General features: G+C 56.5%; 10 protein-coding genes and 1 tRNA gene. 7 read left to right on the forward strand and 4 right to left on the reverse strand.

Annotation, left to right across the window (positions count from 1 at the left end; genetic code table 11):
* Positions 1 to 207: 207 nt before the first annotated feature.
* From BLU05_RS01155 to BLU05_RS01170, 4 genes are all read left to right on the forward strand, one after another.
* Positions 208 to 1,365 (forward strand): efflux RND transporter periplasmic adaptor subunit, encoded by a 1,158-nt coding sequence (locus tag BLU05_RS01155; protein WP_091877179.1) that lies wholly within the window; start codon positions 208 to 210, stop codon positions 1,363 to 1,365.
* Positions 1,362 to 4,532 carry an efflux RND transporter permease subunit gene (locus tag BLU05_RS01160; RefSeq protein ID WP_091877181.1) on the forward strand — a complete coding sequence of 1,057 codons (3,171 nt, stop codon included), beginning with the start codon at positions 1,362 to 1,364 and terminating at the stop codon, positions 4,530 to 4,532. Before BLU05_RS01155 ends, BLU05_RS01160 begins: the two co-directional genes overlap by 4 nt.
* Before the next feature lie 146 nt (positions 4,533 to 4,678).
* A complete protein-coding gene (locus tag BLU05_RS01165; RefSeq protein WP_091877183.1) occupies positions 4,679 to 6,766 on the forward strand; it encodes a prolyl oligopeptidase family serine peptidase in 2,088 nt (695 codons plus the stop codon).
* 88 nt (positions 6,767 to 6,854) lie between these two features.
* Positions 6,855 to 6,937, forward strand: a tRNA-Leu gene (locus BLU05_RS01170).
* A gap of 62 nt (positions 6,938 to 6,999) precedes the next feature.
* On the opposite strand, the gene BLU05_RS01175 is transcribed toward BLU05_RS01170, so the two are convergent.
* Positions 7,000 to 7,569: a GDYXXLXY domain-containing protein gene (locus tag BLU05_RS01175; RefSeq protein WP_091877185.1), complete on the reverse strand. Its 570-nt coding sequence runs from the start codon at positions 7,567 to 7,569 to the stop codon at positions 7,000 to 7,002.
* Positions 7,566 to 8,678 carry a DUF2157 domain-containing protein gene (locus BLU05_RS01180; protein ID WP_175540494.1) on the reverse strand — a complete coding sequence of 371 codons (1,113 nt, stop codon included), beginning with the start codon at positions 8,676 to 8,678 and terminating at the stop codon, positions 7,566 to 7,568. The genes BLU05_RS01175 and BLU05_RS01180 overlap by 4 nt, the downstream gene beginning before the upstream one ends.
* Positions 8,679 to 8,934: 256 nt before the next feature.
* Here BLU05_RS01180 and BLU05_RS01185 point away from each other — a divergent pair, with 256 nt between their 5' ends.
* Positions 8,935 to 9,081, forward strand: coding sequence for a DUF1127 domain-containing protein (locus BLU05_RS01185; RefSeq protein ID WP_091878374.1), 147 nt, complete (start codon positions 8,935 to 8,937; stop codon positions 9,079 to 9,081).
* 139 nt (positions 9,082 to 9,220) lie between these two features.
* Here BLU05_RS01185 and BLU05_RS01190 read toward each other — a convergent pair whose 3' ends face one another.
* A complete protein-coding gene (locus BLU05_RS01190; protein ID WP_091877189.1) occupies positions 9,221 to 9,799 on the reverse strand; it encodes a hypothetical protein in 579 nt (192 codons plus the stop codon).
* A gap of 140 nt (positions 9,800 to 9,939) precedes the next feature.
* Here BLU05_RS01190 and BLU05_RS01195 point away from each other — a divergent pair, with 140 nt between their 5' ends.
* Both BLU05_RS01195 and trmFO read left to right on the forward strand, forming a co-directional pair.
* Entirely contained in the window at positions 9,940 to 10,887 is a 948-nt protein-coding gene (locus tag BLU05_RS01195) for an aldo/keto reductase (protein WP_091877192.1), read from the forward strand.
* 80 nt (positions 10,888 to 10,967) lie between these two features.
* The gene (trmFO, locus tag BLU05_RS01200) at positions 10,968 to 12,377 is read left to right on the forward strand and encodes a methylenetetrahydrofolate--tRNA-(uracil(54)-C(5))-methyltransferase (FADH(2)-oxidizing) TrmFO (protein WP_091877194.1); all 1,410 of its coding nucleotides are present in this window, start codon (positions 10,968 to 10,970) and stop codon (positions 12,375 to 12,377) included.
* Positions 12,378 to 12,583: 206 nt separating this feature from the next.
* Here trmFO and BLU05_RS01205 read toward each other — a convergent pair whose 3' ends face one another.
* Positions 12,584 to 13,426 carry a phytoene/squalene synthase family protein gene (locus tag BLU05_RS01205; protein ID WP_091877196.1) on the reverse strand — a complete coding sequence of 281 codons (843 nt, stop codon included), beginning with the start codon at positions 13,424 to 13,426 and terminating at the stop codon, positions 12,584 to 12,586.
* Positions 13,427 to 13,449 lie beyond the last annotated feature (23 nt).

A 13,449-nucleotide genomic window follows, 5' to 3' on the forward strand; every position in this document is an offset into this window, starting at 1 on the left:
GAACTGCCCTTGCGCTGGTCCCTATCGAGACTAAGTATTAAATCGATACAATCTGAGAAATTGACTTGTTTGTCTGCGGCACCAGCGTTCCAGCTGTTCTGGTCAGTGCTCATCTGACTCGTAGCCATAAGATGAATCACCGGCGCGGACGGAGATGCCCAAGCATTTCAACAGGCGCGGAAGTCTGATCGTCATGGAGGCCTGCCCTTGTCACGGAACTCTCTTTCTACACTTACCCTCGGCTTTGCACTTGCGCTCACGACTGCCTTGCCGGTGCTGGCGCAAAATGCGCCCCCGCCTCCGACAGTCACCGTAGCAAAACCTGTCGTGCGCGACGTCATCGACAGCGATGAATTCATCGGCCGCTTTGAAGCCGTCGATCAGGTTTCTGTCCGATCGCGTGTTGATGGCTATCTCGATACTGTCCACTTCAAGGATGGTGCTCTGGTCAAAAAGGGTGATCCGCTTTTCACCATTGACCAGCGGCCATACATATCCGCGCTGGCTCAGGCACAATCCGCGCTGGAAGTTGCCAAGACCACGGAAACCTATGCGGAAGCACAGTTCAAGCGGACACAATCGCTGACCGGAAGTGGCACATTGTCCGTATCGACGCTGGATGACCAGCGGCGGGCGTTTCTCGCCGGTCAGGCGAGTGTCGTTGGTGCTCAGGCCGCCGTGGATGCAGCCCAGCTCAACCTCAACTATACGCAGATCACTGCCCCGCAGGATGGCCGTATTGACCGCCGGCTTATTTCGGTCGGCAATCTGGTCAATGCCAACAATACAATCCTGACATCTATCGTTTCGCTTGATCCGATCGACTTCTATTTCGACGTGGATGAGCGCAACCTGTTGTCCTATTCGAAGACTGCCCGTGAAAACGGCGCAAATCTGCAGGAAGGCGGCGGTGGCCTTGAAGTCACCGTCAGGCTTACCGATTCGAACGAGCAGCCATTCAAGGGCAAACTCGACTTTGCCGAGAACAGGCTGGATGATGCTACGGGAACAATGCGCGTGCGTGCACGCTTCGACAATCCCAAGTTCATTCTTCAACCCGGCCTTTTTGGCCGTGTCGAAGTGGCTGCTTCGAACACATATAAGGGCACGCTCGTGCCTGATGAAGCGGTTGGCTCCGATCAGAATGAACGCGTTGTCTATGTCGTCAATGCTGACGAAACAGTCACCACCAAGCCAGTTCGTCTCGGACCGAAGCTTTACGGCTACCGGGTTATCCGCAGTGGCCTGAAGGGTGACGAAACCATCGTGGTCAACGGCCTGATGCGCATACGCCCCGGCATCAAGGTCAAGCCCGAAATCATCCAGCTTCCGCCGGAGGTTAAGGGTGCGGAGGCAGGGCAATGAGGTTTGCGCATTTTTTCATCGACAGACCGATCTTCGCGTCGGTTCTGTCCATTGTGCTGCTGATTGTCGGCGGTATCGCCTATACTCAGCTTCCCGTTGCCCAATATCCTGAAATCGCACCACCAACCATCGTTGTCCGCACCGCCTATCCCGGTGCTGATGCCGAAACCATTGCCAATACGGTCGCCACACCCATCGAACAGCAGATCAACGGCGTCGAGGACATGCTCTATATGTCCTCCTATTCGACCGCTGACGGCTCAATGGCGCTGACGATCACCTTCAAGCTCGGCACGGATCTCGATAAGGCGCAGGTTCTGGTGCAGAACCGCGTTGCCATCGCCGTACCGCAATTGCCGCAGGACGTGCAGCGCAACGGTATCACCACGACGAAAAGCTCGCCCGACCTGATGATGGTCGTCCACGTGCTTTCGCCTGATAATCGTTATGACCAGCTCTATGCGTCCAACTATGCCAACACCCGTATCCGTGACGTTCTGTTGCGGCTCGACGGTGTCGGTGAAGTTACTATCTTTGGTGAACGCCAGTATTCCATGCGTATCTGGCTCGATCCGCAGAAACTGGCCGCTTACAGCATGACATCCGCTGATGTGGTTCAGGCGCTGCGTGACCAGAACGTGCAGGTCAATGGCGGCGCTATTGGCGGGCCGCCCACATCAGGCACGAATGCTTTCCAGTATACGGTCACCATGCAGGGCCGTTTCAGCGATGCCCGCCAGTTCCGCTACGTCATCGTCAAGACAAGCGGTGATGGCCGTCTTGTACAGTTGCAGGACGTCGCCCGCATCGAGCTTGGTGCGAAAGACTATGTGACAAACAGCTATCTCGACGGCAGCCCTGCCGTTGCACTGGGTATTTTCAGCCGCCCTGGCACCAATGCGCTCGCTGCCGCCGAAACAATCCGGTCCACGATGACGGAACTCTCCAAGGATTTCCCTCCGGGCCTGAAATACGACATCGTCTATGATCCAACGGAATTCATTTCTGAATCAATTTCCGACGTTTACAAGACGATCTTCGAAGCCGTCATCCTTGTGGCACTGGTTGTGCTTGTCTTCCTGCAATCCTGGCGGACGGCAATCATCCCCATCGTTGCAATTCCAGTCTCGCTGATCGGCACCTTTGCCATACTCTCGGCATTCGGCTTCTCGCTGAATATGCTGACCTTGTTTGGTCTGGTGCTCGCCATCGGCATTGTGGTTGATGACGCCATTGTGGTGGTCGAAAATGTCGAACGAAACCTCGCGGCGGGCATGAGTCCGAAAGAAGCCTCGCACATAACCATGGATGAGGTCGGAACTGCGGTCATCGCCATTTCGCTGGTGCTGATTGCGGTGTTTGCGCCCACAGCCTTCATTCCCGGCATCTCTGGCCAGTTCTATATCCAGTTTGCCGTGACCATCTCGGCCGCGACGGCCATTTCGGCGCTTAACTCGCTGACACTTTCGCCTGCTCTGGCAGCAATCGTGCTGCGACGGCATGACCATGCACTGTCCAACAATCCCGCAGCACGTTTCGGGCGAATGCTCGCCAATGGTTTCAATACGGGCTTCGACAAGATGGCGAACGGCTATTCATGGATCGTTCGGCGCCTTGTCGGATCGTGGGTTGGCATAGGCGCGTCTCTGCTCGTCTTTGTTGGCTTGCTCGGCGCCACATGGTTTATGGCCAATACGATCCCGCGCGGCTTCGTGCCGCCCATGGACCAGGGCTACGCCATTGTGGTCGTCCAGCTTCCTGACGGTGCATCCCTCGCCCGCACGGACGCGGTTATTGAAAAAGCGTCAAAGATCATCCGGGGTATTCCGGGTGTCCGCAACGCGGTGGCCTTTGCCGGCTTCAACGGTGCGACGTTCACCAATGCATCAAACTCCGGCGTGGTCTTTGCTCCGTTCCAGCCCTTTGCTGACCGGATCAAGAATGGCCAGACCGGCGATTCGATCATCAAGCAGATCTATGGAAGCCTGCAAAGCATTCAGGAAGCCTTCATCATCGCCGTACCGCCGCCACCAATTCGCGGCGTCGGTAATGCCGGTGGCTTCAAGATGCAGATTCTCGACCGCGACAGCTCGGACATGCGCCGCGTTCTCGGCCTTGCCTACCAGATGATGGGGGAAGCCAACCAGACACCGGGACTAACAGGCGTCTACACCACTTTCTCCGCCAATAGCCCGCAATACTTCCTCGAGATCGACAGAGACAAGGCGCAGGCGCTCAACGTGCCTATTCCAAACATCTTTGAAACGCTCTCAACCAATCTTGGCACGTCCTATGTCAATGATTTCAACGCCTTCGGCCGTGTTTATCAGGTACGGGCGCAGGCCGACCAGCAATACCGGCTGGATCGGACTGATATCCTTGCACTGAAAGTACGCTCGGCCACGGGCGCACTGGTGCCACTTGGCACCCTGATTGAAATCAAGGACACAAACGGCCCCTCGCTCGTGCAGCGATACAATATGTACGTATCGGTGCCGCTACAGGGTAACGCTGCACCCGGTGTTTCCTCCGGTTCAGCGCTTGACAAGATGGAGGCATTGGCAGCCAAGACCCTGCCCGCTGGAACAACCTTCCAGTGGACAGAACTTTCGCTGCAGGAGAGACAAACGGGCAACACGGCTATCCTGATCTTCGGACTTTCCGTGGTGTTCGTCTTCCTTGCCCTCGCTGCCCAGTATGAAAGCTGGGTCCTGCCACTGGCGATCATCCTGATTGTCCCATTGGCAGTGCTGGCCGCGCTGATAGGCGTCTATTTGCGAGGGATGGATAACAACATCCTGACTCAGATCGGTCTTGTGGTTCTGATTGGTCTGGCGGCGAAAAACGCGATCCTGATCGTGGAATTCGCCCGCCAGCATCAGGCGGAAGGCTCTACTCCCGTCGAGGCAGCCATTGAAGCCAGCCGTCAGCGTCTGCGCCCGATCCTGATGACGGCTTTCGCCTTCATCTTCGGTGTCGTGCCGCTGATGATCGCCCAAGGCCCCGGCGCAGAAATGCGTCAATCACTGGGTACGGCTGTGTTCTCCGGCATGCTTGGCGTGACATTCTTCGGCCTGTTCCTGACACCGGTGTTCTACGTTGCACTCCGCTCCATCGGGCGCAAGAAAGCCACTGTGGAGACGCCTACGGAAGCGCCTGCCCATTAGCGCTGGCACTCCCCCTTACAAATCAGATCGCGCCGGCATCAGTGTCGGCGCGATTTTTTATTGGCATCGAAATTGATCCTTTGAGGCATTGCAAAACGCCTCACTTTCACCAGACTGCTCGGCAGATTCTCAAGGAAGTGAAGCTCATGACCGTTCACGATATCCGCCCGACTGTCGACGCCCCCGATGATGATCCGCATATCTGGCTCGAGGAAATTGAAGGGACCAAGCCGCTTGAATGGGTTGCCCGGCAATCCGCAGCCACCCTACAGCGCTTTGGTGGCCAGCAATTTGAACGGGATCGTGATGTTCTGACCGCAATTCTGAACAGGCCAGACAAGATTCCGATGGTCGCACGCCGTGGCAACTATCTCTACAATGTCTGGCAGGATGAACAGAACCCGCGCGGCCTGTGGCGCCGCACCACCATGGCATCCTATAAAACGCCGGAGCCGGAATGGGAGCTTCTCCTCGACATTGATGCGCTCGCCACATCCGAGAACGATGACTGGATATGGAGCGGAGCGCATATCGAATCGGAAAAACGGCAGCGTGCCATTATCAGACTATCGCGCGGTGGCAGCGATGCCGTTGTCCATCGCGAGTTCGATATGGACAGCTTCCGTTTCATCGAGGATGGGTTCAACCTGCCCGAGGCGAAAGGCGATCTTGACTGGCTGGACATTGATACCGTCCTGATCTCGAGCGCGCTTGGCGAAGGCATGGTTACCCAATCCGGTTATGCCCGCACTGTGCGTCTGTGGAGGCGTGGCAGTGATCCACTGTCTGCGCCTGTCCTCTTTGAATGCCCACCGGAATCCATGGCTGTGGGTGCAGATATTGACCGCAGCAGCGGCAGCGAGCGCATCTGGTTTGTCGAGCAGCGCTCCTTCTTTGAAACGACGGGCTGGTTGGGCGACCGTGAAGGCGCCAAACAGCGTCTGGATGTACCGGCGACGGCCTGGTGGAATTCCTACAATAAATGGCTGACCGTAAAGCCGAGGGAGGACTGGACCGTATCCGGCATCACCTACCCTGCCGACACGCTGCTGGGCATTTCGCTCCAGGCCTTTCTAACGGGCGAGCGCAATTTCCAGATTCTGTTCGAGGCCGCGCCGCGCCGCGCCCTGCAGGGCTTTTTCTGGAATGATAAGAAGCTTGTTGTCTCGTTTCTCGACAATCTTGCGCCGCGCTTCGAAATTTTCGAACCCGGCGAAGGCAAATGGGCAAAGACATCCGTCAGCGCCCTTCCCTCCGAAGGTATTGTTCATCTCTGGTCGCTGGATGTCGAACATGACGACACCACGGGCGAATTGCTGGTTGCAGCACAGGACCCGATAACGCCAGCACAGGTGCTGTTGCTCGATATTGCCAAGCCAGAGGCCATCGCCGCACCGACGCTGCTCAAACAAAGCCCTGCGGTCTTTGATGCCACCGGCCTTGTTGTCACGCGGCATGAAGCTATCTCGACGGATGGCGAAGCGATCCCTTACACGCAGATCGGGCCAAAGGGTGAAACGGGTGATGCACCTGTCCACATGACTGGCTATGGCGGTTTTGGTCTGTCGATGGAGCCTTATTACAGCGCATCCATCGGCAAGTTGTGGCTGGAACGCGGCGGCACCAGCGTGGTTGCCAATCTGCGCGGCGGAGGTGAATTCGGCAGCGCGTGGCACGAGGCGGGGCGCCGGGCAGGCAAAAAGCTCTCCCACGATGATTTTGCCGCCATTGCCGCAGATCTGGTTCGTCGCGGCGTTACGCGGCCCGAACGTATAGCGGCAGAAGGCGGCTCCAATGGCGGTCTGTTGATCTCCAATATGCTGACGCGTTACCCCGAACGTTTCGGGGCGCTGTTCTGCACCATTCCACTGATCGACATGCGCCGCTACAACAAGCTTCTCGCCGGAGCAAGCTGGGTCGACGAATATGGTGATCCTGACAAGCCTGAGGACTGGGACTTCCTGAAAGAGCTGTCAGCCTATCACAATGCTGTACCTGGTCGTCCCTATCCGCCCACCCTCATTGCAACAACACGCCGGGATGATCGCGTTCACCCCGGGCACGCACGCAAGATGGCGGCAAAGCTGCAGGCTCTTGGCTATAATACCTATTTCTACGAGCCTGAAGCTGGCGGGCATGGTTATGGCAAGGACAATAAAGAACGGGCGAGCTTCATTGCGCTTGGCTACACTTTCCTGCGCGATGCAATCGGCTGGAAGCCAGTCTCGGAGTAAACTGTTCAAACAGCAGCTTTTTCCTTTGACCCCCGGGAAGACGGTGATATAGAGACCGGCGCTTGGGGGTCGAATACGACAACCATCTGCGGATATGGCGAAATTGGTAGACGCACCAGATTTAGGTTCTGGCGGGAGACCGTGGGGGTTCGAGTCCCTCTATCCGCACCACTCTTCAATAGATATTTCAGGATTTTAGATCGATCTGTCAAAGCCGCTTTAGTTGCGGCTTGTCAGTATGCCGGCTCCTGATAGAGCAGACGCCCATTATACTTGAGCGCACTGATCTGTGCGTCGCCTGTCTTGGACACCGCGATCACAGCATCAACCGCGTGTTCGCCTTGCATCTTCTCAACAGTTTGCCCCCATCCCTCGGGAAGGTAATAGCGCTCAACGCCGTACTGAACCGCATACACGTCGTTTGTGACCGCGTAGGAATGATTGAGCGTCCGTCCGTGCAATTGAACGTCACCGGCAGCAATGTCCGTACGCTTCTGCCAGGAAGCACTGGCGAAATTCCAGCGCCCGTCCGCACCTTCCTTGACCGTAACATAGATATCGATGAGCCCTGTTGTCTCGGGCTTATTGCCCGTCACTTTGTCTGTCCCAACAGATGAAATGCCATAGCCCAGCCGCACATATTCGCCGCGCAGAAGGTCACGCGGATCAACCGGTTCCGTTGCCAAGGTGATCCTTGTACCATGGCGAAGAACCGTCGCATGCTTTTCCACCATGGCGTAAAGTACACCCGATTGCAGCAGTGCGACGACAATCCCTGCCAGCAAAAAGCGATTTATTTTCATAGCGCTACACTCTTCAGCAGACTCTTTTTCTGAAGGCGCCGCTCCATGCGGATGACAAAGACCGCAAGCAACAGGACCAGCACACCGACAGTGAGGAAAAAGCCGGCTGTTCCAATCATCGTGCCGATTGTTTCGAAGGCAAGATAAAGCACCTCAACACAGAAAATCGCATAGGCGCTCCACCTGATGGCAAGATTGCGGTGGCCCGACAGGGCCAAACCGGCAATCGCAAGCGCCAGAATGGCAAAGCCCGTTGTCACCTCGCGCGTCCGGCCAAACCCATGATCATCAAACTGGAAAATCATCAGCACCATGTGGGCAGCCAGAAAGCCATAGGCACCAAGACCTATACCCCATCCAGTCAGATCATCCAGAACCGGCGATCGCAATGCATCAAGCAAAAACAAGCCAAGTCCTGCGGCAAGCGACAGCCACAGGATGACACTGACATCAAGATCGAAATGAACCACACAGACAAAGACCAACAGTAAGACTGCCAGGAAATGCCGCGCCGCGTCAGCTTTCACGTACCAGATAAGGCCTGCCGCCATGACAGAAAAGACTGGTACGAGCCAGACATAGGTCAAACGTGATGCATTATCCGGCTCCACGCTTGCCGCAAGATAGATACCGGCAATGACAATGCTGGTTGAGACAAGCGTCGGTGATCGCAACAACAGGGCAGCAATAACCGTTCCGCCAGTCCACCACAGGGCAGCAGAGGCCATATCACCCGATAGATGATACATCTGACCGACAAACGCGATACCGGCGCCGAAACCTATGGCGGCGATCAGATAGAGCGCTTCGCTGAAAATCTTGTCACCCCGGCTCGCCCGCCATGCGCCGCCAAGATAACCGCACCAGAGAACAGCAAAGATCAGCCCAACGCGAACAAGCCTTGGCATGGCTTCCCAATTCGCAGCGATCAGGGACAGGAGCGCGGCGCCTAGCAGAATAGCGCCGAGGATGGCCAGAACATTGCCAAGGCCAAAGCTGACGCCCTGCCCGGCAATATCTTTGCGCAAGCGTTCTGCCGTGGCGTCATCAATCAGCCCGTCACGCTGCCACCGCGCAATATGCTTGCGCAGGGTGAAGCCGATTATCATGCCTTCTGCTCCCGATTCGAGATGTGTGACTAATAACGATAGCCGTAATGAAAACGCAATTGCAGCCGGATTCGGGCAACAAACCATGAAGATGACAATTGTGCGGCGCAGCAATTAAAATCGATTAATGATGCAATGCAACATATGCATAGCTGGCGTGCAAACTTGGCTCTGCACATTCGGCAAGGCATCCACTATCTTCAGTTCAACGATCAAGACTGATCAACGAAACAATTTGAACCGAATGGTGAATGAAATGAACCTTATCCGCTCTTACAGCAACTGGCGCCGTTATCGTGACACGGTTTCCGAGCTGAACCGTCTGTCGACCCGCGAACTGAACGATCTGGGCATCTCCCGCTCGGACATCCCGTTCGTAGCCAAGAAGTCCGCAGTACGCTAATCGCATAACAGAATATCGCCGAGGCTCATCCTCCTCCCAGAGCCTCCGCGATCAAAGGCCGGCACTCCTCCTCCCAGTCGGCCTTTACAAAACGGCACCCACCGCACCTCCTCCCGCGGTGGGTGTTGTTGTTTCGGGCCTACCTCTGGCTGTTGAAACCTCTCTCCTCCCAATCAGTCAAACGCATAACGTCAGGTTTTCCGCCCGCCGGCTCATACCAGGAGTCGACGGCCCAGAGCGTTCCGGATTTGTCGCGCAGCACCGCTGCGAAATGCGGATAGCGGCCATCGACGAAGCTTCCGCGCGATTCCCGGCGGCTGACACTGTGATGTCGCAACAAGCCAGCATTTTGCAAATAGCGCAGGAAATGATCCGTATTGGTGGATTCATCCACGCAATCCATCTGACCCTTCTGCCGTGCTTCGCCAAATTCCATCTTTGGCCGGTCCGCCACGCCAATCACCTGTGTCGAGCGAAGCTCAAACACCTGCACGGCGCGCCGTATGGCAGCGCGCTCCGCATCGGCCGATTTGCGTCCACTTGCCATAATGGCGGCAATCCGAGTGCGATCGCCTGATGTCAACGTCACCGGTGTTTGGAAGTAACAACCATAACCATGGCAGACACGGAAGCTTTGCGCATTGGCGGAACCTGGCCAAAGTGACAGCGCCGTAAAAAGAACCAACGACAGATAAAACCCTAAGCCTGATGTTTTCATGCGCCATTGTATCAACGGCCATAATCAAAACCTATCACAACAGCTTGATTTGGTTACCGGCACCATCTCTGCGGGGTAGAAACGTGCGGTGAACCTGCGTACATTCGCAGTCCCCAACCATCCTCCCCGGAGATTAAATCATGCAAAAACGCCCCCTTGGCCGTACTGGCCTTTCCATCGCGCCGCTGGTTTTTGGCGGCAATGTTTTCGGCTGGACCGCCGACAAAAAGACTTCCTTCGATCTGCTCGACCGCTTCGTCGATGCGGGCCTCAATGCAGTCGATACAGCCGATGTTTACTCACGCTGGGTTCCGGGAAACAGCGGCGGCGAATCAGAAACAATCATTGGCGAGTGGATCAAGTCTCGTAACGCACGCGATAAGGTGATCATCATCACCAAGGTCGGCGGTGACATGGGTCAGGGCAAGAAGGATCTTTCCCCTGCCTATATCGCCAAGGCAGTTGAAGCATCACTGAAACGGCTGCAGGTGGACAGCATCGATGTATATCTCTCCCATTGGCCTGATCCGGAAACGCCTTATGAAGAAACACTGTCGGCCTATGACACGCTGCTGAAGGCAGGCAAGATCAAATCCATTGGTGGCTCCAATCTCGATGCGGACCAACTGCGTGCGGCGCTTGATGTTGCCAAGGCAAACGGCCTTCCCCGTTATGATGTGCTGCAGCCAGAATATAATCTCTATGACCGCGTCAGCTTCGACGGCAAGCTGCGCGACCTGTGCATCGCCGAAGAGATCGGCGTCATCAGCTATTTCGCACTCGCACGCGGCTTTCTCTCCGGCAAATACCGCAGCCAAGCTGATCTGGCACAGAGTCAGCGTGGCAGCGGCGTCAAGGATTATCTCAACCCGCGCGGGTATCGCATTCTTGATGCACTGGATGCGGTTGCCGCCAGGCACGGCGCCAAGCAGGCCGAGGTGGCCATCGCGTGGATCATAGCCCGCGACGGCGTGACAGCCCCCATTTCCAGCGCCACATCGCTGCAGCAGTTGGAAAGCCTGATCAAGGCAGCGTCGCTGAAACTTGACGCAAGCGATATTGCCGAACTTGATAAAGCCAGCGCCTGACCCTTTAAAAGCCGCCACGGACAAGCTGTGGCGGCTTTTGTACCATTGAAGCGTGACGCCAAACCGTTTATTGGGGTGCTATGTCAAACACACCCGTACATATCATTGGCGGCGGTCTCGCCGGTTCCGAAGCTGCATGGCAACTGGCCGAAGCAGGTATTCCCGTCATCATCCACGAAATGCGCCCCGTTCGCGGCACAGATGCGCACAAGACGCAGGATCTGGCTGAACTTGTCTGTTCCAACTCGTTCCGCTCCGATGATGCCGAAACCAACGCCGTTGGCGTCCTGCACGCGGAAATGCGCCTTGCCAATTCACTGATCATGGCATCGGCGGATTCCCATCAGGTTCCGGCTGGTGGCGCGCTCGCTGTCGACCGTGATGGCTTCGCTCAGGCCGTCACAGCCAAGCTTGAAGCACACCCGTTGATCACCATCGAGCGTGAAGAGATCACCGGCCTCCCGCCCGCAGAATGGGACAAGGTCATCATCGCGACCGGCCCGCTCACGGCCCCTTCTCTTGCGGAAGCCATTGGCAAGCAGACCGGTGCTGACGCACTCGCCTTTTTTGATGCCATCGCGCCGATCGTCCATTTTGACAGCATCGACATGAATACCTGCTGGTTCCAGTCGCGCTACGACAAGGTCGGTCCCGGCGGCACCGGCAAGGACTATATCAACTGCCCCATGACCAAAGAGCAGTATGAAGCCTTTGTGCAGGCGCTGATTGGCGGGGACAAGACGGAGTTCAAGCAGTGGGAAGGTACGCCCTATTTCGATGGTTGCCTGCCAATCGAGGTCATGGCGGAACGCGGCGTCGAAACTCTGCGTCACGGCCCCATGAAGCCGATGGGCCTGACCAATGAGCATAACCCCACTGTCAAGGCCTATGCCGTCGTGCAGCTCCGGCAGGACAATGCACTTGGTACGCTCTACAATATGGTCGGCTTCCAGACGAAGCTGAAATATGGCGCACAGACTGAGATTTTCCGGATGATCCCCGGCCTTGAGAATGCAGAATTTGCGCGTTTGGGTGGTCTGCACCGTAACACCTATCTGAACTCGCCCATCCTGCTCGATCCGACACTGCAGCTGAAATCACGTCCGGGCCTGCGTTTTGCCGGTCAGATCACCGGTTGCGAAGGTTATGTCGAGTCTGCAGCCATCGGCCTGCTTGCCGGGCGTTTTGCTGCCGCCGAGCGGCTGGGGCAGAGTTTGACGCCACCGCCTGTTACAACTGCCTTCGGTGCTCTGCTTGGCCACATCACCGGTGGCCATATCGTCAGCGATGAGGAACCCGGCAAGCGCTCGTTCCAACCGATGAACGTCAATTTTGGCCTGTTCCCACCGATTGAAGCGCCAAAGTCCGAGGGCAAGCGCCTGCGGGGCAAGGAAAAGACCAATGCCAAGAAACGCGCCATGAGCGCGCGTGCCCTTGCAGATTGCCGGGCTTGGCTGGGTTTGCCAGTGATAGCTGAGGCTGCTGAGTAACCAAAGTGTTGCAGAGCCTATGGTTCGTGGTTCGTGGTTCGACAAGCTCACCATGAGGAGAGTGCGGATGAAAGGGAGTCAGGTTCTGCATTCCTTATGATCTGCAAAGTTGACGGTTATCGTTGCATCACCCCTCTCCCTCATGGTGAGCTTGTCGAACCACGAACCACGCATCACGCGCGATATCCCGCAGAACAGTACGCGATTCAAGCAAAGCGCATTGAAGCCCGGAGCATAACCCACTGGCGGCGTAGCGGCGAAACAACCGGCGTCTCATTCGCCACATCAAACCCACTCGCCTTGAGTTTCTTCAAATACATTCCTGTGAGACCAACGGGCAGATAGGCAGGGCGCAACGTTGCTGGCAGTGATTTCGCCGCTGTTTCATACTTGCCAAGGTGATCCTCAGCCAGTGCAATCATCGCATCTATCGCGCGTTTGATTGCAGCCTTATCCGTACCTTCGAGCAGCATCTCTGCGCTGCAACCGACGGCTGCCAATATATCTGCCGGAATGTAAGTCTGGCCGCGTCGCCGGTGCAGCGGCAATAGCCGCAACAATCCGGTTACGGCCTGCGCAACGCCTGCATGCCCTGCAATATCTGCCTGGGCTGGTGCCTTTTCCGCATCCAGTACCAGAGACGCCAGTTGGATCAGTGCCGAGGCCGTCTCACCGCAATAGCCCTCAAGATCATTGCGGCTGGGCATGGGATCATCATAGAGGTCGAAAATACGCGCTTCGCAATAATTGTCGAAGGCGGCGCGTGGCAGATTGTACGTCTTGATTGCTTCCAGCAAAGCCGCTGCAACAGGATTGCCGACCGCTTCGCCATGCTCGGTGCCGTTGATCAGATCGCGCCACCACTGCAATCGCACTTCACCCGGCAGTGGATCGTGGATCAGATCACGGATACGCGCGATCTCCACATTGAATGCGTAGAGCGCAGCCAAGGCACCCCGTTTCTCTTCCGGCGCATAAAGCACGGAAAGATAGCGGTCCGGATCGGCATCCCGCAATAATTGCAGACAATGGGATTCATTTGCGTTCATGGGGCTGAGATACAGACAAGCGC

Origin of the sequence: Phyllobacterium sp. OV277 (assembly GCF_900104355.1) — a bacterium.
GTDB lineage: Bacteria > Pseudomonadota > Alphaproteobacteria > Rhizobiales > Rhizobiaceae > Phyllobacterium.